We start from the raw sequence: 17904 nt of genomic DNA on the forward strand, positions 1-17904 counted from the left end.
CACTCTACCTGAAGGTGTAGAAATGGTAATGCCAGGTGACAACGTTCAAATGACTGTTGAGCTAATCGCTCCAATCGCAATGGACGAAGGTCTACGTTTCGCAATCCGCGAAGGTGGCCGTACAGTTGGTGCTGGTGTTGTAGCTAAAATCTTCGCTTAATAGCATTTAGATTTTTGCACACTCTTCATTAGAAGAGCACGCATTTAAAAAGGGAAGCTTTAGCTTCCCTTTTTTTTGTTTATAAATAAAGCCTTTTCCCGCGCAATACCTCACATCCTTTAAGCTCCTTTTTCAATATATTCCGATTATTTTTCCAACACCACTTGCATACTAAAGTGTGATCTGTATAATGCATCGCACTGGCTAACGCCGGTTTGTGAACCAATGAGCACTGAGGAGTAGGTCTTACCTAGTAATGTATACTCAGCTTATGTTCGCGGTTAATAAAAATAGTAAATATTGCATTTACTTCAAAAGTTAACTGACAATGCGTCCTGATTTTGGATGCTACGGTTTCACATAAATCAATCGGCATTCTCTCGTTCTTTCGAGCTTGAGTGGCGATATTGTTTGTGTAATTTTTAATAATTGGAGCTCTGTCTCATGCAGAACCAACGTATTCGTATCCGCCTTAAAGCGTTTGATTACAAGCTAATCGATGCTTCAACTGCGGAAATCGTTGAAACAGCAAAACGTACTGGCGCACAGGTTCGTGGTCCTATTCCACTTCCTACTCGTAAAGAGCGTTTCACTGTTCTTACCTCTCCACACGTCAACAAAGATGCACGTGACCAGTACGAAATTCGTACTCACAAGCGTTTGATCGACATCGTTGAGCCAACAGATAAAACTGTTGATGCTCTAATGCGTCTTGATCTTGCAGCTGGCGTTGATGTTCAAATCAGCCTAGGTTAAGGGAGATAAGAATAATGATTGGTCTAGTCGGACGTAAAGTGGGTATGACCCGCGTATTTACTGAAGAAGGCGTTTCTATCCCAGTAACTGTTGTTGAGGTTGAAGCGAACCGTATTTCTCAAGTTAAAACTCTTGAGACAGACGGCTACGCAGCAATCCAAGTAACTACTGGTGCTAAGAAAGCTAACCGTGTAACTAAACCTGAAGCTGGTCACTTCGCGAAAGCGGGTGTAGAAGCAGGTCGCGGTCTTTGGGAATTCCGTTTAGAAAACGGCGAAGAGTTTGAAGTTGGCGCTGAGCTAAACGTAGAACTTTTCAACGAAATTAAAAAAGTAGACGTTACTGGTACATCTAAAGGTAAAGGCTTCCAAGGCGCTATCAAGCGTTGGAACTTCTCTACTCAAGATATGACTCACGGTAACTCTTTGTCTCACCGCGCACCGGGTTCAATTGGCCAATGTCAAACTCCAGGCCGCGTGTTTAAAGGCAAGAAAATGGCAGGTCACATGGGTGCTGAGCGTGTAACGACTCAAAACCTAGAGATCGTACGTGTTGACGCTGAGCGCAATCTACTCCTTATTAAAGGTGCAGTACCGGGCTCAACAGGCGGAAACGTGATCGTAAAACCTGCTGTTAAAGCATAACGTCTAGGAGTAAGTAATGGAATTGATGGTTAAAGGTGCTGATGCACTAACTGTTTCCGAGACTACTTTCGGACGTGACTTCAACGAAGCTCTTGTACACCAAGTAGTTGTTGCATATGCAGCAGGTGCTCGTCAAGGTACTCGTGCTCAAAAGACTCGTTCTGAAGTATCTGGCGGTGGCGCTAAGCCATGGCGTCAAAAAGGTACTGGCCGCGCACGTGCTGGTACAATTCGTAGCCCAATCTGGCGTACAGGTGGTGTTACTTTTGCTGCGAAACCACAAGATCACAGCCAAAAAGTAAACAAAAAAATGTACCGCGGTGCTATGAAGAGCATTCTTTCTGAGCTAGTTCGTCAAGAGCGTTTAATCGTTGTTGATAACTTCTCTGTAGAAGCACCAAAAACAAAAGAACTTGTAGCTAAGCTTAAAGAGCTTGAGCTAAGCGACGTTCTGATTGTAACTGGCGAAGTAGATGAAAATCTATTCTTAGCTGCTCGTAACCTATACAAAGTAGATGCACGTGATGTTGCTGGTGTTGATCCAGTATCACTTATCGCTTTCGACAAGGTTCTAATGACTGCTGACGCAGTTAAGCAAGTTGAGGAGATGCTAGCATGATCACTGAAGAGCGTATCTTAAAAGTTCTACGTGCTCCGCACATCTCTGAAAAAGCAACTATGGCAGCTGAGAAAGCGAACACTATCGTTTTCAAAGTAGCTAAAGATGCAACTAAGAAAGAGATCAAAGCAGCTGTAGAAAAGCTATTTGAAGTTGAAGTTAAGTCTGTAAATACTCTTGTATTAAAGGGTAAGACCAAACGTCAAGGTATGCGTGAAGGCCGTCGTTCAGACGTTAAGAAAGCCTACGTTACTTTGAAAGAAGGTCAAGATCTTGACTTCGTTGGCGGCGCGGAATAACAGGAGTAGTAAAAATGGCTATTGTTAAATGTAAGCCGACTTCCCCTGGTCGTCGTCACGTCGTTAAAGTTGTTAACGCTGACCTACACAAGGGTAAGCCATACGCACCACTTCTAGAGAAAAACTCTAAGAACGGTGGTCGTAACAACAACGGTCGTATTACAGTACGTCACATCGGTGGTGGTCATAAGCACCATTACCGTGTAATTGACTTCAAACGTACTAAAGATGGCATCCCAGCGAAAGTTGAGCGTCTAGAATACGATCCAAACCGTAGTGCTAACATCGCTCTAGTTCTGTACGCAGACGGTGAGCGTCGTTACATCATTGCACCTAAAGGTGTTAACGCAGGCGACCAGATTCAATCTGGCGTAGATGCTGCAATCAAAGCAGGTAACACTCTGCCGATGCGCAACATCCCAGTAGGTTCTACTGTACACTGTGTTGAACTTAAGCCTGGTAAAGGTGCTCAACTAGCTCGTTCGGCTGGTGCTTATGCTCAAATCATCGCTCGCGATGGTGCATACGTAACTATCCGTCTACGTTCTGGTGAAATGCGCAAAGTACTTTCTGAAGGTCGTGCAACGATCGGTGAAGTTGGTAACTCTGAGCATATGCTACGTGAACTTGGTAAAGCTGGTGCTTCACGCTGGCGCGGCGTACGTCCAACCGTACGTGGTGTAGTAATGAACCCGGTGGATCACCCACATGGTGGTGGTGAAGGCCGCACATCTGGTGGTCGTCACCCAGTATCTCCTTGGGGCGTTCCTACTAAGGGCTTCAAGACTCGTAAGAACAAGCGCACTGACAAGTACATCGTACGTCGTCGCACTAAATAATTTATAAAGAGGAATCGCCATGCCACGTTCTCTCAAGAAAGGTCCTTTTATTGACCTACACTTGCTGAAGAAGGTAGAGAAAGCGGTGGAAAGCGGAGACAAAAAGCCTATTAAGACTTGGTCCCGTCGCTCAATGATCATCCCAACAATGATTGGTTTGACCATCGCTGTCCATAATGGTCGTCAGCACGTTCCAGTTTTCGTTACCGAAGAAATGATCGGTCACAAACTGGGCGAATTTGCACCAACTCGTACTTATCGCGGTCATGCTGCAGATAAGAAAGCTAAGAAGAAATAAGGAGTAGATGATGGAAGCTTTAGCTAAACATAACTTTGCTCGTATTTCTCCACAGAAAGCTCGCTTAGTTGCAGACCAAATTCGCGGTAAGTCGGTAGACCAGGCTCTAGAAATTCTAACTTTCAGCAACAAAAAAGCTGCTGTATTAGTTAAGAAAGTTCTTGAGTCAGCTATCGCTAACGCGGAACATAACGAAGGTGCAGATATCGACGATCTAAATGTCGCTAAAATCTTCGTAGATGAGGGCCCTATCATGAAGCGTATTATGCCTCGTGCTAAAGGTCGTGCGGATCGTATCTTGAAGCGTTCAAGCCACATCACTATTGTTGTAGCAGATCGCTAAAGACTAGGAGAGTAAGCAATGGGTCAGAAAGTACATCCTAATGGTATTCGTCTTGGCATCGTTAAGCCTTGGAATGCTACATGGTTTGCTAATACCAACGAATTCGCTGACAACCTAGACGGCGACTTCAAGGTACGTCAGTTCCTTACAAAGGAACTACAAAAAGCATCATTATCTCGTATCGTTATCGAGCGTCCAGCTAAGAGCATCCGTGTGACTATTCACACTGCTCGCCCTGGCGTTGTTATCGGTAAGAAAGGTGAAGACGTAGAGAAGCTACGCGCAGCTGTAGCTAAAATCGCAGGTGTACCAGCGCAAATTAACATCGCTGAAGTACGTAAGCCTGAGCTAGATGGTCAGCTTGTAGCTGATAGCATCGCGTCTCAACTAGAGCGTCGTGTTATGTTCCGTCGTGCAATGAAGCGTGCGGTACAAAATGCTATGCGTCTAGGCGCTAAAGGCATCAAAGTACAAGTAGGCGGCCGTCTTGGCGGTGCTGAAATCGCACGTTCAGAGTGGTACCGTGAAGGCCGTGTGCCTCTACACACTCTACGTGCAGACATTGATTACGCAACTTCTTCGGCTCACACTCAATACGGTGTGATCGGCATTAAAGTTTGGATCTTCAAAGGTGAGATTCTAGGCGGTATGCCAGCTGCTAACGCAGTAGAGCCAAAAGGCGATAAGCCTAAGAAGCAGCGTAAAGGCCGTAAGTAAGGAGTCGAACGATGCTACAACCAAAACGTACTAAGTTCCGCAAGGTTATGACTGGTCGTAACCGTGGTCTAGCTAAAGGTACTGAAGTAAGCTTCGGCGAATTCGGTCTTAAAGCTGTTGGCCGTGGTCGTCTGACTGCACGTCAAATCGAAGCGGCACGTCGTGCTATGACACGTCACATTAAGCGTCAAGGTCAAATCTGGATCCGTGTTTTCCCAGACAAACCGATTACTGAAAAGCCTCTTGAAGTTCGTCAAGGTAAAGGTAAAGGTTCAGTTGCGTACTGGGTTGCTCAAATCCAACCAGGCAAAGTTATGTACGAGATGAATGGCGTACCTGAAGAGTTGGCACGTGAAGCGTTCCGCCTAGCGGCACGTAAACTGCCTGTTAAAACTACTTTTGTAACTAAGCAGGTGATGTGATGAAAGCACAAGATCTACGCGAAAAGAACGTTGAAGAGCTTAACGCTGAGCTATTGAATTTGCTACGTGAACAGTTCAACTTGCGCATGCAAGCTGCAACTGGTCAACTTCAGCAAACTCATACTCTAAAAGCTGTACGCCGTGACATCGCACGTGTGAAAACTGTTTTGACTGAAAAGGCAGGCGCATAATGAGCGAAACTAACCGCATCCAGCAAGGCCGTGTAGTAAGTGACAAGATGGACAAGTCTATCGTTGTTGCTATTGAACGTACTGTAAAACACCCGATTTACGGCAAGTTCATCAAACGCACGACTAAAGTACACGCACACGACGAAGACAACACTTGTGGCCTAGGCGACAAAGTTGAAATCGCTGAGTGTCGTCCTCTGTCTAAGACTAAGTCTTGGACATTGGTTAAAGTTCTAGAAAAAGCGAAGATTTAATCTTTGTAATTCTATAACTTATAAGCGGCTCCAAATTATTTTTTGGAGCCGCTTGTTTTTTGTCTACCCAATTTAAAAAAAGGGTGGTACAATTCGCGTCCCTTTTAAAGAGGCAGCCCGACCCGAGAGGGTCTAGTTTTAATATTTAGCGGAGCACTAACAATGATCCAGATGCAAAGTACACTTGACGCAGCAGATAACTCTGGCGCGCGCAAGGTAATGTGTATTAAGGTTCTGGGTGGCTCTCACCGCCGTTATGCACATATCGGTGACGTCATCAAGGTTACAGTGAAGGAAGCGATTCCTCGCGGAAAAGTAAAGAAAGGTGATGTTCTGAAGGCGGTAGTAGTGCGCACCCGTAAAGGCGTTCGTCGCCCAGACGGTTCTGTCATTCGCTTCGACAGTAATGCTTGTGTATTGTTAAATGACACTACTGAGCAACCAGTCGGCACACGTATCTTTGGTCCTGTGACTCGTGAACTTCGTAACGCGAAATTCATGAAGATTGTATCACTAGCACCTGAAGTTCTGTAAGGAGCGGCAACATGGCAGCTAAAATCCGTCGTAATGACGAAGTAATCATTCTTGCTGGTAAAGATAAAGGCAAGAAAGGTAAAGTAACTAAGGTTCTGACAACTGGTAAAGTTATCGTTGAAGGCATCAACCTTGTTAAGAAACACCAAAAGCCGGTTCCGGCTCTAGGTCAACAAGGTGGCATCGTTGAACAAGAAGCAGCTATTGATGCTTCTAACGTTGCTGTTTTTAACGCGGCTACTGGTAAAGCAGACCGTATCGGTTTCCGTATCGAAGATGGCAAGAAAGTTCGTTTCTTCAAATCTAACGGCGAAACTGTTTCTAACTAATTAGAAGTAATTTGGAGTTCTACTATGGCGAAACTGCATGATTACTACAAGTCGTCTGTAGTCGCTGAGCTTACCAAAGAGTTCAGCTACACAAGCGTCATGCAAGTCCCTAGGATTGAGAAAATCACCCTAAACATGGGCGTTGGTGAAGCAATCAACGATAAGAAACTGCTAGAAAACGCAGCAGCTGATATGGCAACGATCTCTGGTCAAAAGCCACTTATCACTAAAGCGCGTAAATCTGTAGCTGGTTTCAAAATTCGTGAAGGCTACCCAATTGGTTGTAAAGTAACCTTGCGTGGTGAGCGCATGTGGGAATTTTTAGAGCGTTTAATCTCTATTGCACTTCCACGTGTACGTGATTTCCGTGGTGTTAGCGCTAAGTCTTTTGACGGTCGCGGTAACTACAGCATGGGCGTTCGCGAGCAAATCATCTTTCCGGAAATCGACTACGATAAAGTCGATCGCGTCCGCGGTCTTGATATCACTATCACGACTTCTGCGGGTTCCGATGAGGAAGGCCGAGCTCTGCTGGCTGCCTTTAACTTCCCATTCCGTAAGTAAGGGTAGGGTTACTGTTATGGCTAAACAATCAATGAAAGCACGTGAAGCTAAACGTGCAAAACTAGTAGCTAAGTTCGCTGAAAAGCGTTCTGCGCTAAAAGTTATCATTAGCGATGTAAACGCATCTGAAGAAGATCGTTGGAATGCGGTTCTTAAACTGCAATCTCTTCCACGTGATTCAAGTGCATCACGTCAGCGCAACCGTTGCAACCAAACTGGTCGTCCACACGGTTACCTACGTAAATTCGGTCTAAGCCGCATTAAGGTTCGTGAAGCTTGCATGAAAGGCGAGATTCCGGGTCTTCGTAAGGCTAGCTGGTAATTGCCACTTAATCATTTGGAGTAAATCTTATGAGCATGCAAGATCCGATTTCGGATATGCTGACCCGCGTTCGTAACGGTCAGGCAGCAAACAAAGTTGCTGTAAAAATGCCTTCTTCAAAGCTTAAAGTTGCAATTGCTGCATTACTTAAAGCTGAAGGTTACATCGTAGACTTCGCTGTTGACAGCGAAGCAAAACCTGAGCTAGAAGTTACTCTTAAGTACTTCCAAGCTAAACCTGTAATCGAGCAAATCAAGCGTGTATCACGTCCTGGTCTAAGAGTTTATAAAAATAAAGACTCTTTACCTACAGTGATGGGTGGTCTTGGTATTGCAGTTGTTTCTACTTCCAAGGGTCTGATGTCTGACCGTGCTGCTCGTAAAGCAGGTCTTGGCGGTGAAATCATCTGTTACGTAGCTTAAGGAGTAGATTATGTCTCGTGTTGCTAAAGCACCTGTCGCTATTCCAGCTGGCGTAGAGGTGAAACTAAACGGCCAAGAAGTTACTGTAAAAGGTAGCAAAGGTGAGCTTACTCGCGTTCTTAACAGCGCCGTAGTTATTGCACAAGAAGAAAACAACCTAACTTTCGGTCCGAAAGAAGGTGTTGCTAACGCATGGGCACAAGCTGGTACAGCTCGCGCTCTAGTTAACAACATGGTTGTGGGTGTTACTGAGGGCTTCACTAAGAAGCTAACTCTTAAGGGTGTTGGTTACCGTGCTGCTATGAAAGGCAACTCTGTAGGTCTAACTCTTGGTTTTTCTCACCCAGTAGAGCACGCTCTACCTGAAGGTATTAAAGCTGAGTGCCCTAGCCAAACTGAGATCATTATTACTGGTTGCGATAAGCAAGTAGTAGGTCAAGTTGCGGCTGACATTCGTTCTTACCGTGCTCCTGAGCCTTACAAAGGTAAAGGTGTTCGTTACGCAGATGAAAATGTGCGTACTAAAGAAGCTAAGAAGAAGTAAGGTATCACTATGGATAAGAAAGCATCTCGCATCCGTCGTGCTACACGTGCACGTCGTAAGATTGCAGAACTTGGCGCAACTCGCTTGGTAGTACACCGTACTCCTCGCCATGTTTACGCACAAGTTATCGCGGCAAACGGCTCTGAGGTTATCGCAGCTGCTTCTACTGTAGAAAAAGCGATCCGTGAGCAAGTTAAGAACACTGGTAACGTTGATGCAGCTAAAGCAGTTGGTAAAGCTGTTGCTGAGCGCGCTCTTGAAAAAGGCGTAGCTTCGGTTGCATTCGATCGTTCTGGTTTCCAATACCACGGTCGAGTAGCGGCGCTAGCAGAATCTGCTCGCGAAGCTGGTCTGAAATTCTAAGGTAGGGTTGGAAGATGGCTAAAGAACAACAACAAGCTAATGATTTGCAAGAAAAGCTGATCGCTGTTAACCGTGTATCTAAGACGGTTAAAGGTGGTCGAATCATGAGCTTCACTGCACTAACAGTAGTTGGTGACGGTAATGGTCGCGTAGGTTTCGGTTACGGCAAAGCTCGTGAAGTACCTGCTGCGATTCAAAAAGCAATGGAAAAAGCGCGTCGTAACATGGTTACTGTTGCGCTTAACGAAGGCACTCTTCACCACCCGGTGAAAGGTCGTCATTCGGGCTCTAAAGTTTACATGCAGCCAGCTGCAGAAGGTACAGGTGTTATTGCCGGTGGTGCAATGCGTGCTGTACTTGAAGTTGCGGGCGTACATAACGTACTTTCTAAAGCATACGGTTCAACGAACCCTATCAATATCGTTCGTGCAACGATTGGTGCTCTAGTAGACGTTAAGTCACCAGAAATGGTTGCTGCTAAACGTGGTCTAACTGTTGAATCTATTTCGGAGTAAGAACACGATGGCAACTATTAAAGTAACTCAAACTAAAAGCTCAATTGGTCGCCTACCTAAGCACAAAGCGTGCCTTAAAGGTCTAGGTCTTCGTCGCATCAACCATACAGTAGAACTTGAAGATACACCGTGCGTACGCGGTATGATCAACAAGGTTTACTACATGGTTAAGATTGAGGAGTAATCAGAATGCGTTTGAATACTCTATCACCGGCTGCTGGCTCTAAACCTTCTAAGAAGCGTGTAGGTCGTGGTATCGGTTCTGGCCTTGGTAAAACAGGTGGCCGCGGTCACAAAGGTCAAAAGTCACGTTCTGGCGGCTCTGTTCGTCCAGGTTTTGAAGGCGGTCAAATGCCTCTAAAACAACGTCTACCTAAATTCGGTTTCACTTCTCGTAAGAGCCTAGTGTCTGCTGAAGTTCGTCTAGCTGAGCTAGCGAAAGTAACAGGTGACGTAGTTGATCTTAACAGCCTTAAAGCTGCTAACGTTATCACTAAGAACATCGAATTTGTTAAGATCGTTCTTTCTGGTGACCTAAGCAAAGCTGTGACTGTTAAAGGTCTACGCGTGACTAAAGGCGCTAAAGCTGCAATCGAAGCTGCAGGCGGTAAAATCGAGGAATAATCTCGAGGAACGAGGTACAGATGGCTAAGAAACCAGGACAAGATTTTCGTAGTGCTCAGAGCGGCTTAAGTGAACTAAAGTCGCGCTTATTATTCGTAATTGGTGCACTTTTAGTATTCCGAGCCGGCTCTTTTGTGCCGATCCCTGGTATTGACGCAGCTGTACTTGCCGATTTGTTCGATCAGCAAAAAGGTACCATCGTTGAAATGTTTAACATGTTCTCCGGTGGTGCTCTTGAGCGTGCATCTATATTAGCATTGGGTATCATGCCGTACATTTCGGCATCGATTGTAGTCCAATTGCTAACTGTAGTTCATCCAGCGTTAGCGGAACTCAAGAAAGAGGGTGAAGCAGGCCGTCGTAAGATAAGCCAATATACACGCTACGGCACGCTTGTACTTGCAACATTCCAAGCTATTGGTATCGCAACAGGCTTACCAAACATGGTCGACAATCTGGTTGTTATCAACCAAACCATGTTTACGCTTATTGCTACCGTGAGTTTAGTAACTGGTACCATGTTTTTAATGTGGTTAGGTGAACAAATCACTGAGCGAGGAATCGGTAATGGTATTTCCATTCTGATTTTTGCAGGTATTGTTGCTGGATTGCCTTCTGCAATCGGTCAAACAATCGAGCAAGCGCGTCAAGGTGAATTGCATGTGCTTCTTCTGCTGTTGATTGCTGTATTGTCTTTTGCTGTTATTTACTTCGTAGTTTTCATGGAACGTGGTCAACGTCGTATCGTCGTTAACTATGCGAAACGTCAACAAGGTCGTAAAGTTTTTGCAGCACAAAGCTCTCACTTGCCTCTTAAGATTAATATGGCAGGTGTTATTCCAGCGATTTTTGCATCAAGTATTATTTTGTTCCCAGGAACATTAGCGCAGTGGTTTGGTCAAAATGGTGAAAGCAGCGCGTTCGGTTGGTTAACTGACGTGTCATTAGCTCTTAGCCCAGGTCAACCTTTGTATGTAATGCTTTATGCAGCAGCTATAATCTTCTTCTGTTTCTTCTATACAGCGTTGGTGTTTAACCCTCGCGAGACAGCTGATAACTTGAAGAAGTCTGGTGCATTCGTACCCGGTATCCGCCCAGGTGAGCAGACAGCGAAATATATCGATAAAGTGATGACTAGACTAACCCTTGCGGGCGCTCTATACATTACTTTTATATGTCTGATTCCTGAATTCATGATGGTCGCGTGGAACGTTCGTTTCTACTTCGGCGGCACATCACTACTAATCGTAGTGGTAGTTATCATGGATTTCATGGCACAGGTACAGACTCATCTGATGTCACAACAGTATGATTCTGTGTTAAAGAAAGCGAATCTGAAAGGTTACGGCCGTTAATTCGGTAGTAATTATTTCGATTCCATTTACGGAGTTTAGCAATGAAAGTTCGTGCTTCCGTTAAAAAAATCTGCCGTAACTGTAAAGTTATCAAGCGTAACGGTGTCGTTCGCGTGATTTGCAGTGAGCCAAAGCATAAGCAACGCCAAGGCTAATCAGCAGAAATTTTTACTTGAAATACTAGGTAGAGTCGAGTATATTCCTCGGCCTACCTTTTGCGTGCAAAAGAAGTAGTATGCCGCAGCGTATCCATAACGGGCTTTGCTGCGGATAATTCTTTTATGAACCCCTTAGGAGTGAATAATGGCCCGTATAGCCGGCATTAACATTCCTGATCATAAGCATTCTGTAATTGCACTTACTGCAATCTACGGTATTGGTAAAACTCGCTCTCAAGCTATTCTAGCTGAAGTGGGTATTGCTGAAGATGCTAAGATCAGTGAACTAACTGAAGAGCAGATCGATCAACTGCGTGATGGTGTAGCTAAATACACTGTAGAAGGTGATCTACGTCGTGAAGTATCGATGAACATCAAGCGTCTTATGGACCTTGGCTGTTACCGCGGTCTTCGTCATCGTCGCAGTCTACCACTACGTGGACAGCGTACTAAAACCAACGCTCGCACCCGTAAGGGTCCGCGCAAGCCGATCAAGAAATAGTCGGATAAGGTAGAGTACAATGGCAAAACAACCAACTCGCGCGCGTAAGCGCGTACGCAAGCAAGTAGCTGATGGCGTAGCGCACATTCATGCTTCTTTCAACAACACAATCGTAACTATCACTGACCGTCAAGGCAATGCTCTTGCATGGGCTACAGCAGGTGGTTCAGGTTTCCGTGGTTCTCGTAAATCTACTCCGTTCGCAGCACAAGTTGCAGCTGAGCGTTGTGGTGAAATGGCTAAAGAATATGGCCTAAAGAACTTGGAAGTTATGGTTAAGGGTCCAGGTCCAGGTCGCGAATCTACTGTTCGTGCACTGAACGCTGCTGGTTTCCGTATCACTAACATTGTTGATGCGACACCAATCCCTCATAACGGTTGTCGTCCACCTAAGAAACGTCGCGTTTAAGTTTCGTTTCTAGGAATATTGGAGAAAGATCATGGCAAGATATTTGGGTCCTAAGCTGAAGCTTAGCCGTCGCGAAGGTACTGACTTATTCCTTAAGTCTGGTGTCCGTGCGATCGATACCAAGTGTAAAATTGATAACGCACCAGGTGTACACGGCGCTCGTCGCGGTCGTCTATCTGAGTATGGCGTTCAGCTTCGTGAGAAGCAAAAAGTTCGTCGTATCTATGGCGTTCTAGAAAAACAATTCCGCAACTACTACAAAGAAGCTGCACGTCTTAAAGGCAACACGGGTGCAAACCTGCTTCAGCTTCTTGAAGGTCGTCTTGATAACGTAGTTTACCGTATGGGTTTTGGCGCTACTCGTGCTGAATCTCGTCAACTAGTTAGCCACAAGTCTATCCTAGTTAACGGTAAAGTTGTAAACGTTCCTTCTTTCAAAGTAGCGGCAAACGACGTTGTTTCTATCCGCGAGAAAGCTAAACAGCAATCTCGTATTAAAGCGGCTCTAGAAGTTGCTGAACAACGTGAAAAGCCAACTTGGATTGAAGTAGATGCTGGCAAAATGGAAGGTACATTCAAGCGTATGCCTGAGCGTTCTGACCTATCAGCTGACATCAATGAACACTTGATCGTCGAACTTTACTCTAAGTAAGGTTAAAAAAAGAGAGGACACAATGCAGGGTTCTGTAACAGAATTTCTTAAGCCGCGTCTTGTTGACATTGAACAGATCAATACGACACACGCGAAAGTAACTCTTGAGCCATTAGAGCGCGGTTTCGGCCACACTCTAGGTAATGCTCTTCGCCGCATTCTTCTATCTTCTATGCCGGGTTGTGCCGTAACAGAAGTTGAAATTGAAGGTGTGCTACACGAATACAGCACTAAAGAAGGCGTTCAGGAAGATATCCTGGAAATCCTTCTAAACCTTAAAGGTTTAGCTGTACGCGTTGCTGAAGGCAAAGATGAAGTGTTTATTACACTGAACAAATCAGGCTCAGGCCCTGTTGTTGCAGGTGACATCACCCACGATGGTGATGTAGAGATCGCTAACCCTGAGCACGTAATTTGTCACCTAACGGATGACAATGCTGAGATCGCTATGCGTATCAAAGTAGAACGTGGTCGTGGTTACGTTCCAGCTTCAGCTCGTATCCATACTGAAGAAGATGAGCGTCCTATCGGTCGTCTACTAGTTGATGCTACTTACAGCCCGGTTGATAAAATCGCTTACGCTGTAGAAGCGGCACGTGTAGAACAACGTACTGATTTAGACAAGCTTGTTATCGATATGGAAACGAACGGTACTCTAGAACCTGAGGAAGCAATCCGTCGCGCAGCTACTATTTTAGCTGAACAATTGGATGCGTTCGTAGATCTTCGTGATGTACGTGTACCTGAGGAGAAGGAAGAGAAGCCAGAATTCGATCCTATCCTACTACGTCCTGTAGACGATCTTGAACTAACAGTTCGCTCTGCTAACTGTTTGAAAGCAGAAGCGATTCACTACATCGGTGATCTTGTACAGCGCACTGAGGTTGAGCTACTTAAAACGCCAAACCTTGGTAAGAAATCTCTTACAGAGATTAAAGATGTGCTTGCTTCACGTGGTCTTTCTCTAGGCATGCGCCTAGAAAACTGGCCACCAGCGTCAATCGCTGAAGATTAATCGAAAAGTTAGAAGGATTAGGTCATGCGCCATCGTAAAAGTGGTCGTCAACTCAACCGCAACAGCAGTCATCGCAAAGCGATGTTCAGCAACATGGCTAGCTCTCTTGTTCGTCACGAAGTTATTAAAACTACCGTGCCAAAAGCAAAAGAACTACGTCGCGTAATTGAGCCATTGATTACCCTAGCTAAGACAGACAGTGTTGCTAACCGTCGTCTTGCATTTGCTCGCACTCGTGATAACGAAGTGGTAGCAAAACTATTTAATGAACTAGGCCCGCGTTTCGCGGCTCGCCAAGGTGGTTACACTCGCATTCTTAAATGTGGTTTCCGTACTGGTGATAAAGCTCCAATGGCTTACATTGAGCTTGTAGACCGCCCAGCTGCTGAAGAAGCTGCTGAGTAATCTAAACTAGATTCTTAATACAAAAGCCGAGCATTAGCTCGGCTTTTTTGTATCTGTAGAGTAAGGAAATGTACATTAAGAACTTGTACCATGATGTTTGGCATTTTTACTTGCTTGATCTGAGCCATTTTCCAAAAATATCTCGTATCTCCTTTCTTCCACGTACAAAAAAGAGCACCTCTGTGCTCTTCTTATCGATATTATTCCGCTAATCGCTAATCGCTAATCTTATTGCCAAACAGCTGCAAGTGAATCCATTAGGCCACTGGTCGCACCTTGGGATTGAAGTGCTTGAAGAATGATTGGCGCAAACGTGCTGATCATTGACGAATCCATTCCTAAACCTGAGAAAGCACTTTCAACCGCGCCTTGAGAATTTAGTACCGATGTTAGGCCAGTAGATTCAAGCGTAGACATTCCTGGAATGAGTGACGCAAGCTCGTTGTTATCTGCTGTGCCAAGTGAATTCTGTGCAAGAGCTAGCATCGAACCAATCCCGCCAACAGCTTGATCGCTCGTAACTGATGCTTGATTGGCAACGGTATCTGCCAGAGGTGTTGTTTCATTTTGTTGAGACCACATATTCACCGCAGCCATAAGTGCAGTTTGAGTCAATTGGGAATAGTTGGTATCAGAATTAGAACTGGTTGTGCCAGAATCGCTAGTGCTAGCGCAAGAGACAACAGCAAGGCTGCTTAAAACAGTGATGAGTACTTTCTTCATTATTTGTCCTTAAGTAATAAAGTCATTTACTCTTCCACTATAAACGAAAAACGGCGATGTAGTCACATCGCCGTTGGATTATTTTAATTTTATTTGCCTATATAGTAATTTGTTTTACTGAGGCTTTTTATAAAAATTAAAGAATAGCTAGAAGTTCTACTTCAAATACTAGAGCAGCAAATGGTGGGATTGCAGCACCTGCGCCACGCTCACCGTATGCTAGATCTTGAGGGATGTATAGCTTCCACTTAGAGCCAACAGGCATCATTTGTAGAGCTTGTACCCAGCCTTGAATTACGCCAGTTACTGGGAATTCAGCTGGTTGACCGCGAGATACAGAGCTGTCGAAAACAGTACCGTCAGTTAGTTCGCCATGGTAGTGAACACGCACTTGCTTGTCTGCAGTTGGGATTTCACCAGTACCTTCAGTTAGTACTTCGTATTGAAGACCAGACTCAAGAACTGTTACTTCTGAACGAAGAGCGTTGTCAGCTAGAAAAGCTTCGCCATCTGCAGCAGCAGCTTTAGCTAGTTCTTGACGTGCAGCTTCACCACGAGTGTGTAGTTCTTGTAGTGCGTTGTTGATTTCGTCAACTTCGATAGCTGGCATGTCACCAACTAGAGCTGTTGCGATACCAGCAGCAATTGCGTCAACGTTTAGGCCTTCAAGACCAGAACCAGCAAGTTGTTGGCCCATTTGTAGACCGATACCGTAGCTAGCTTTTTGCTCTACAGTTTCAAATTTTACTTCAGACATGAAAAGTCACTCTTTTTGTCAGTACGAAAAGGGTAAGAATACCAGTATTAGCAGCGTGAAGAAACGGCTAGCCTATGATCACTTGTGCTTTACCGTGCTGATATCACAGGGATGTCAATTTTCTCGCTTTGCTCTCCGTTGTGACGGAAAGATCTATACTGTTGGTACTTTGGTTTTTATACTGTAGTTATTCAATATATAGGACGCAGTGGCATGAATCGTCGTCAAAAGAAAAAGCAAAAAGTTGACCACTTAGCAGAGCTCAAGGTTCGACTGGAACAGATAAAAGCGAAATTGAACTCAATCGATATAAAGAAGATGAAGACTTCGATAACGGAAACTTGGAGTTCATTACCAAAGCTGCACCAGAGATTATTGATGGTGATTTCGCCGATTGTATTAATTTTACTTTTTGTGCCGCTACCAGAACCGAAAGTGGATTCTGCTCCGATAACATCGCGCGTTGAGCTTGAGATAAACACCGTTGGTTTAAGTGAACAGCAAAATGCCAAAAGCAATTCATCAGAACCCAGTAATTGGCAAGAGTACCTTGTTAAACAAGGAGATACTCTAGCGCAGGTTTTCCGAAATAATGATTTGCCATTGTCTGATCTTAATGCCTTGGTTCGTATTGAAGGTGCTGATAAGCCACTAAGCCAGATCCGCAAGGGTCAGCTCGTTCGTTTCAAACTTGCTGAGACTGGGCAACTGGATATTCTTCAGCTAGAGAAGGGTGATACTTCGGTAATGTTCTTTAGACTGTCTGACGGTGGTTTTGGTCGAAGCAAATAGAGCGATTCTGACCCGTTAGTTAAGGCACTTCATAGACATAGATCAGTGATAAAAAGAGCTAAGCGTTAGCTCTTTTTTTTGGTCGCTTAAAAGGTGCTAGTGGTAAGATAATGAGCATTATTCCGGTAAAAGTTAATGTGTCTGGAATCTCGTTAAACCATAGCGCACCTATAAGTGCGACAAAGACTAATCCTGAATATTCAGCTAATGCTATTTGGTTGGAATGAGCTTTTTGGTAAGCGGAAACGGCAAAGCCGTTATAGCTTAATATGAGTGTTGCACTCAGGGCTATGTATCCCAAGTGCTCGACAGACACGGGTTGCCAGTATAGAAAGCACAGTATCAATGATGCAGGAATGGAAAATAGCGTTGTCCACCACAGTGTTGTGATGACGGTTTGTTCACTAGGAAGCTTTCTTACGAGTACATTAAATAGTGCGAGAGTGAGTGCTGTCCCCAAAGCAAACAGCGCTGCCCAATGAAATTGCGAAGGTCTCAATACAATCAGCGCACCAATAAAGCCTATTGTGGTGGCGATAACTTTACCGAGTGCTGGTTGCTCTTTTAGTAGAAACATCGATAGAGGCAACATCAATAAGGGCGCGACATAAAATACAGCATTAGCGGTGGCCAAAGATAAGTGAGTGATTGCAACAACCATACATCCACTACCGATTAAGATAAGCTGCCCTCGTATGAAGGTTATTTTAGCTTGTTTTAAGTGCCGTTTTTCTTTTTTCTGCTGCAGCCACAAAGGCGTAATGATGATCAGAGATATCAACTGTCGGAAAAAAATATACTGAAGTGGCGGCACTTCGCCATTCAACAGTTTTACCGTTACGTCGGAAAACGAGGCAAACAAGTTACCTGCAATCAGTAATAAAATACCGACAGTGATATTCGACATTATTTCTCTAATCTCATGTCTAGATGTGGAATATCATCTTCCAGATACATCTCAGACACCGTATTGAACCCATGGCTTGCATAGAAGTTTTCTAGGTGTTCTTGTGCACCGATGTCTATGGTCGCGTTTGGCCAAAGTTCTTCACAACGAATCAATGCCTCTTTTATCAATTGGTGCCCTAAGCCATTTCCTCTTGCTGATTGCTTGGTCGAGACACGACCGATACTGACGTTATCGTATGTGGTGCCAGGAGGGAGTATGCGTGCACACGCTACTAACTCTTTATCAGAATAACCAAGTAGGTGCTCAACACCTGTGAGTATATCTTTGCCGTCGAGCTCTGGATAAGGACAAGTTTGCTCAACCACAAATACATCGACTCTTAATTTAAGTAGTTGATACAGTTGTTGTGTTGAGAGTTCAGAAAAAGGAATTGAGTGCCAAGTGATCATGTTTACATCCAGAGATTA

At 44.7% G+C, this 17904-nt stretch carries 34 protein-coding genes; 30 read left to right on the forward strand and 4 right to left on the reverse strand.

Annotated features, from left to right (window positions below; all coding sequences use genetic code 11):
• The 29 genes from ACFI6G_RS18525 to rplQ all read left to right on the forward strand — a co-directional run.
• Positions 1–160, forward strand: a 160-nt coding sequence (locus ACFI6G_RS18525) for an EF-Tu C-terminal domain-related protein (RefSeq protein WP_462710354.1), incomplete at its 5' end; no start/stop codon positions are given.
• A gap of 444 nt (positions 161–604) precedes the next feature.
• Positions 605–916: a 30S ribosomal protein S10 gene (gene rpsJ, locus ACFI6G_RS18530; protein WP_004736761.1), complete on the forward strand. Its 312-nt coding sequence runs from the start codon at positions 605–607 to the stop codon at positions 914–916.
• A 14-nt stretch (positions 917–930) separates the two neighbouring features.
• Positions 931–1560, forward strand: coding sequence for a 50S ribosomal protein L3 (gene rplC, locus ACFI6G_RS18535; RefSeq protein WP_004736763.1), 630 nt, complete (start codon positions 931–933; stop codon positions 1558–1560).
• 16 nt (positions 1561–1576) lie between these two features.
• Positions 1577–2179 carry a 50S ribosomal protein L4 gene (gene rplD / locus ACFI6G_RS18540; protein ID WP_004738803.1) on the forward strand — a complete coding sequence of 201 codons (603 nt, stop codon included), beginning with the start codon at positions 1577–1579 and terminating at the stop codon, positions 2177–2179.
• Positions 2176–2478 carry a 50S ribosomal protein L23 gene (gene rplW / locus ACFI6G_RS18545; protein WP_004736765.1) on the forward strand — a complete coding sequence of 101 codons (303 nt, stop codon included), beginning with the start codon at positions 2176–2178 and terminating at the stop codon, positions 2476–2478. Before rplD ends, rplW begins: the two co-directional genes overlap by 4 nt.
• A 14-nt stretch (positions 2479–2492) precedes the next feature.
• The gene (gene rplB, locus ACFI6G_RS18550) at positions 2493–3317 is read left to right on the forward strand and encodes a 50S ribosomal protein L2 (RefSeq protein ID WP_010435149.1); all 825 of its coding nucleotides are present in this window, start codon (positions 2493–2495) and stop codon (positions 3315–3317) included.
• Between the two features lie 19 nt (positions 3318–3336).
• A complete protein-coding gene (gene rpsS, locus ACFI6G_RS18555; RefSeq protein ID WP_004736729.1) occupies positions 3337–3615 on the forward strand; it encodes a 30S ribosomal protein S19 in 279 nt (92 codons plus the stop codon).
• A gap of 10 nt (positions 3616–3625) precedes the next feature.
• A complete protein-coding gene (rplV, locus tag ACFI6G_RS18560; RefSeq protein ID WP_004736732.1) occupies positions 3626–3958 on the forward strand; it encodes a 50S ribosomal protein L22 in 333 nt (110 codons plus the stop codon).
• An 18-nt stretch (positions 3959–3976) separates the two neighbouring features.
• On the forward strand, positions 3977–4675 hold the full coding sequence (gene rpsC / locus ACFI6G_RS18565) for a 30S ribosomal protein S3 (RefSeq protein ID WP_004736734.1): 699 nt from the start codon (positions 3977–3979) through the stop codon (positions 4673–4675).
• Positions 4676–4686: 11 nt separating this feature from the next.
• Positions 4687–5097: a 50S ribosomal protein L16 gene (gene rplP / locus ACFI6G_RS18570; RefSeq protein ID WP_004736736.1), complete on the forward strand. Its 411-nt coding sequence runs from the start codon at positions 4687–4689 to the stop codon at positions 5095–5097.
• A complete protein-coding gene (rpmC, locus tag ACFI6G_RS18575; RefSeq protein ID WP_004736737.1) occupies positions 5097–5288 on the forward strand; it encodes a 50S ribosomal protein L29 in 192 nt (63 codons plus the stop codon). The genes rplP and rpmC overlap by 1 nt, the downstream gene beginning before the upstream one ends.
• The gene (gene rpsQ, locus ACFI6G_RS18580; RefSeq protein ID WP_004736739.1) at positions 5288–5542 is read left to right on the forward strand and encodes a 30S ribosomal protein S17; all 255 of its coding nucleotides are present in this window, start codon (positions 5288–5290) and stop codon (positions 5540–5542) included. Before rpmC ends, rpsQ begins: the two co-directional genes overlap by 1 nt.
• 162 nt (positions 5543–5704) lie before the next feature.
• Positions 5705–6076 (forward strand): 50S ribosomal protein L14, encoded by a 372-nt coding sequence (gene rplN, locus ACFI6G_RS18585; RefSeq protein ID WP_004736740.1) that lies wholly within the window; start codon positions 5705–5707, stop codon positions 6074–6076.
• Between the two features lie 11 nt (positions 6077–6087).
• Positions 6088–6405, forward strand: a complete 318-nt coding sequence (rplX, locus tag ACFI6G_RS18590; protein ID WP_004738792.1) for a 50S ribosomal protein L24 — start codon at positions 6088–6090, stop codon at positions 6403–6405.
• 24 nt (positions 6406–6429) lie between these two features.
• Positions 6430–6969 carry a 50S ribosomal protein L5 gene (gene rplE / locus ACFI6G_RS18595; RefSeq protein ID WP_004738790.1) on the forward strand — a complete coding sequence of 180 codons (540 nt, stop codon included), beginning with the start codon at positions 6430–6432 and terminating at the stop codon, positions 6967–6969.
• A 16-nt stretch (positions 6970–6985) separates the two neighbouring features.
• Positions 6986–7291, forward strand: coding sequence for a 30S ribosomal protein S14 (gene rpsN, locus ACFI6G_RS18600; RefSeq protein ID WP_004738789.1), 306 nt, complete (start codon positions 6986–6988; stop codon positions 7289–7291).
• A gap of 29 nt (positions 7292–7320) precedes the next feature.
• On the forward strand, positions 7321–7713 hold the full coding sequence (gene rpsH, locus ACFI6G_RS18605; RefSeq protein WP_009847785.1) for a 30S ribosomal protein S8: 393 nt from the start codon (positions 7321–7323) through the stop codon (positions 7711–7713).
• A gap of 10 nt (positions 7714–7723) precedes the next feature.
• Positions 7724–8257, forward strand: a complete 534-nt coding sequence (gene rplF / locus ACFI6G_RS18610; RefSeq protein WP_010435141.1) for a 50S ribosomal protein L6 — start codon at positions 7724–7726, stop codon at positions 8255–8257.
• Positions 8258–8266: 9 nt separating this feature from the next.
• Positions 8267–8620, forward strand: a complete 354-nt coding sequence (rplR, locus tag ACFI6G_RS18615) for a 50S ribosomal protein L18 (protein WP_004738784.1) — start codon at positions 8267–8269, stop codon at positions 8618–8620.
• 14 nt (positions 8621–8634) lie between these two features.
• Entirely contained in the window at positions 8635–9135 is a 501-nt protein-coding gene (rpsE, locus tag ACFI6G_RS18620; protein ID WP_004738783.1) for a 30S ribosomal protein S5, read from the forward strand.
• Positions 9136–9142: 7 nt separating this feature from the next.
• Entirely contained in the window at positions 9143–9319 is a 177-nt protein-coding gene (rpmD, locus tag ACFI6G_RS18625) for a 50S ribosomal protein L30 (protein WP_004736756.1), read from the forward strand.
• A 5-nt stretch (positions 9320–9324) separates the two neighbouring features.
• A complete protein-coding gene (gene rplO / locus ACFI6G_RS18630; protein WP_004736758.1) occupies positions 9325–9759 on the forward strand; it encodes a 50S ribosomal protein L15 in 435 nt (144 codons plus the stop codon).
• 20 nt (positions 9760–9779) lie between these two features.
• Positions 9780–11114 carry a preprotein translocase subunit SecY gene (secY, locus tag ACFI6G_RS18635; protein WP_004738781.1) on the forward strand — a complete coding sequence of 445 codons (1335 nt, stop codon included), beginning with the start codon at positions 9780–9782 and terminating at the stop codon, positions 11112–11114.
• A gap of 41 nt (positions 11115–11155) precedes the next feature.
• Positions 11156–11269 (forward strand): 50S ribosomal protein L36, encoded by a 114-nt coding sequence (rpmJ, locus tag ACFI6G_RS18640; RefSeq protein ID WP_000868186.1) that lies wholly within the window; start codon positions 11156–11158, stop codon positions 11267–11269.
• Positions 11270–11417: 148 nt separating this feature from the next.
• Entirely contained in the window at positions 11418–11774 is a 357-nt protein-coding gene (gene rpsM, locus ACFI6G_RS18645; protein WP_004738779.1) for a 30S ribosomal protein S13, read from the forward strand.
• Positions 11775–11793: 19 nt separating this feature from the next.
• Complete coding sequence (rpsK, locus tag ACFI6G_RS18650) at positions 11794–12183, forward strand: 30S ribosomal protein S11 (protein ID WP_004738778.1); 390 nt, start codon at positions 11794–11796, stop codon at positions 12181–12183.
• Positions 12184–12214: 31 nt separating this feature from the next.
• Positions 12215–12835: a 30S ribosomal protein S4 gene (rpsD, locus tag ACFI6G_RS18655; protein WP_004738777.1), complete on the forward strand. Its 621-nt coding sequence runs from the start codon at positions 12215–12217 to the stop codon at positions 12833–12835.
• A 22-nt stretch (positions 12836–12857) separates the two neighbouring features.
• Positions 12858–13850: a DNA-directed RNA polymerase subunit alpha gene (locus ACFI6G_RS18660; RefSeq protein WP_004729813.1), complete on the forward strand. Its 993-nt coding sequence runs from the start codon at positions 12858–12860 to the stop codon at positions 13848–13850.
• Positions 13851–13874: 24 nt separating this feature from the next.
• Positions 13875–14255: a 50S ribosomal protein L17 gene (gene rplQ, locus ACFI6G_RS18665; RefSeq protein ID WP_004729812.1), complete on the forward strand. Its 381-nt coding sequence runs from the start codon at positions 13875–13877 to the stop codon at positions 14253–14255.
• 228 nt (positions 14256–14483) lie between these two features.
• On the opposite strand, the gene ACFI6G_RS18670 is transcribed toward rplQ, so the two are convergent.
• Both ACFI6G_RS18670 and ACFI6G_RS18675 read right to left on the reverse strand, forming a co-directional pair.
• Positions 14484–14978, reverse strand: coding sequence for a DUF2780 domain-containing protein (locus ACFI6G_RS18670; RefSeq protein ID WP_016783709.1), 495 nt, complete (start codon positions 14976–14978; stop codon positions 14484–14486).
• 136 nt (positions 14979–15114) lie between these two features.
• Positions 15115–15735, reverse strand: coding sequence for an FKBP-type peptidyl-prolyl cis-trans isomerase (locus tag ACFI6G_RS18675; protein WP_008220519.1), 621 nt, complete (start codon positions 15733–15735; stop codon positions 15115–15117).
• Between the two features lie 213 nt (positions 15736–15948).
• Here ACFI6G_RS18675 and ACFI6G_RS18680 point away from each other — a divergent pair, with 213 nt between their 5' ends.
• Positions 15949–16527, forward strand: coding sequence for a LysM-like peptidoglycan-binding domain-containing protein (locus ACFI6G_RS18680; RefSeq protein ID WP_010435121.1), 579 nt, complete (start codon positions 15949–15951; stop codon positions 16525–16527).
• 58 nt (positions 16528–16585) lie between these two features.
• Here the strand turns inward: ACFI6G_RS18680 and ACFI6G_RS18685 are convergent, their stop codons facing one another.
• Together ACFI6G_RS18685 and ACFI6G_RS18690 are read right to left on the reverse strand one after the other, a co-directional pair.
• Complete coding sequence (locus ACFI6G_RS18685) at positions 16586–17434, reverse strand: DMT family transporter (RefSeq protein ID WP_016799478.1); 849 nt, start codon at positions 17432–17434, stop codon at positions 16586–16588.
• Entirely contained in the window at positions 17434–17886 is a 453-nt protein-coding gene (locus tag ACFI6G_RS18690) for a GNAT family N-acetyltransferase (RefSeq protein ID WP_462710416.1), read from the reverse strand. The genes ACFI6G_RS18685 and ACFI6G_RS18690 overlap by 1 nt, the downstream gene beginning before the upstream one ends.
• Between the last annotated feature and the right edge of the window lie 18 nt (positions 17887–17904).

This window comes from Vibrio sp. PSi01 (assembly GCF_054960695.1).

Bases quoted from the DNA above. Each gene is read 5' to 3' on its own strand.
- rpsJ (WP_004736761.1), top strand. From the start codon at position 605: ATGCAGAACCAACGTATTCGTATCCGCCTTAAAGCGTTTGATTACAAG.
- rplC (WP_004736763.1), top strand. From the start codon at position 931: ATGATTGGTCTAGTCGGACGTAAAGTGGGTATGACCCGCGTATTTACT.
- rplD (WP_004738803.1), top strand. From the start codon at position 1,577: ATGGAATTGATGGTTAAAGGTGCTGATGCACTAACTGTTTCCGAGACT.
- rplW (WP_004736765.1), top strand. From the start codon at position 2,176: ATGATCACTGAAGAGCGTATCTTAAAAGTTCTACGTGCTCCGCACATC.
- rplB (WP_010435149.1), top strand. From the start codon at position 2,493: ATGGCTATTGTTAAATGTAAGCCGACTTCCCCTGGTCGTCGTCACGTC.
- rpsS (WP_004736729.1), top strand. From the start codon at position 3,337: ATGCCACGTTCTCTCAAGAAAGGTCCTTTTATTGACCTACACTTGCTG.
- rplV (WP_004736732.1), top strand. From the start codon at position 3,626: ATGGAAGCTTTAGCTAAACATAACTTTGCTCGTATTTCTCCACAGAAA.
- rpsC (WP_004736734.1), top strand. From the start codon at position 3,977: ATGGGTCAGAAAGTACATCCTAATGGTATTCGTCTTGGCATCGTTAAG.
- rplP (WP_004736736.1), top strand. From the start codon at position 4,687: ATGCTACAACCAAAACGTACTAAGTTCCGCAAGGTTATGACTGGTCGT.
- rpmC (WP_004736737.1), top strand. From the start codon at position 5,097: ATGAAAGCACAAGATCTACGCGAAAAGAACGTTGAAGAGCTTAACGCT.
- rpsQ (WP_004736739.1), top strand. From the start codon at position 5,288: ATGAGCGAAACTAACCGCATCCAGCAAGGCCGTGTAGTAAGTGACAAG.
- rplN (WP_004736740.1), top strand. From the start codon at position 5,705: ATGATCCAGATGCAAAGTACACTTGACGCAGCAGATAACTCTGGCGCG.
- rplX (WP_004738792.1), top strand. From the start codon at position 6,088: ATGGCAGCTAAAATCCGTCGTAATGACGAAGTAATCATTCTTGCTGGT.
- rplE (WP_004738790.1), top strand. From the start codon at position 6,430: ATGGCGAAACTGCATGATTACTACAAGTCGTCTGTAGTCGCTGAGCTT.
- rpsN (WP_004738789.1), top strand. From the start codon at position 6,986: ATGGCTAAACAATCAATGAAAGCACGTGAAGCTAAACGTGCAAAACTA.
- rpsH (WP_009847785.1), top strand. From the start codon at position 7,321: ATGAGCATGCAAGATCCGATTTCGGATATGCTGACCCGCGTTCGTAAC.
- rplF (WP_010435141.1), top strand. From the start codon at position 7,724: ATGTCTCGTGTTGCTAAAGCACCTGTCGCTATTCCAGCTGGCGTAGAG.
- rplR (WP_004738784.1), top strand. From the start codon at position 8,267: ATGGATAAGAAAGCATCTCGCATCCGTCGTGCTACACGTGCACGTCGT.
- rpsE (WP_004738783.1), top strand. From the start codon at position 8,635: ATGGCTAAAGAACAACAACAAGCTAATGATTTGCAAGAAAAGCTGATC.
- rpmD (WP_004736756.1), top strand. From the start codon at position 9,143: ATGGCAACTATTAAAGTAACTCAAACTAAAAGCTCAATTGGTCGCCTA.
- rplO (WP_004736758.1), top strand. From the start codon at position 9,325: ATGCGTTTGAATACTCTATCACCGGCTGCTGGCTCTAAACCTTCTAAG.
- secY (WP_004738781.1), top strand. From the start codon at position 9,780: ATGGCTAAGAAACCAGGACAAGATTTTCGTAGTGCTCAGAGCGGCTTA.
- rpmJ (WP_000868186.1), top strand. From the start codon at position 11,156: ATGAAAGTTCGTGCTTCCGTTAAAAAAATCTGCCGTAACTGTAAAGTT.
- rpsM (WP_004738779.1), top strand. From the start codon at position 11,418: ATGGCCCGTATAGCCGGCATTAACATTCCTGATCATAAGCATTCTGTA.
- rpsK (WP_004738778.1), top strand. From the start codon at position 11,794: ATGGCAAAACAACCAACTCGCGCGCGTAAGCGCGTACGCAAGCAAGTA.
- rpsD (WP_004738777.1), top strand. From the start codon at position 12,215: ATGGCAAGATATTTGGGTCCTAAGCTGAAGCTTAGCCGTCGCGAAGGT.
- ACFI6G_RS18660 (WP_004729813.1), top strand. From the start codon at position 12,858: ATGCAGGGTTCTGTAACAGAATTTCTTAAGCCGCGTCTTGTTGACATT.
- rplQ (WP_004729812.1), top strand. From the start codon at position 13,875: ATGCGCCATCGTAAAAGTGGTCGTCAACTCAACCGCAACAGCAGTCAT.
- ACFI6G_RS18670 (WP_016783709.1), bottom strand. From the start codon at position 14,978: ATGAAGAAAGTACTCATCACTGTTTTAAGCAGCCTTGCTGTTGTCTCT.
- ACFI6G_RS18675 (WP_008220519.1), bottom strand. From the start codon at position 15,735: ATGTCTGAAGTAAAATTTGAAACTGTAGAGCAAAAAGCTAGCTACGGT.
- ACFI6G_RS18680 (WP_010435121.1), top strand. From the start codon at position 15,949: ATGAATCGTCGTCAAAAGAAAAAGCAAAAAGTTGACCACTTAGCAGAG.
- ACFI6G_RS18685 (WP_016799478.1), bottom strand. From the start codon at position 17,434: ATGTCGAATATCACTGTCGGTATTTTATTACTGATTGCAGGTAACTTG.
- ACFI6G_RS18690 (WP_462710416.1), bottom strand. From the start codon at position 17,886: ATGATCACTTGGCACTCAATTCCTTTTTCTGAACTCTCAACACAACAA.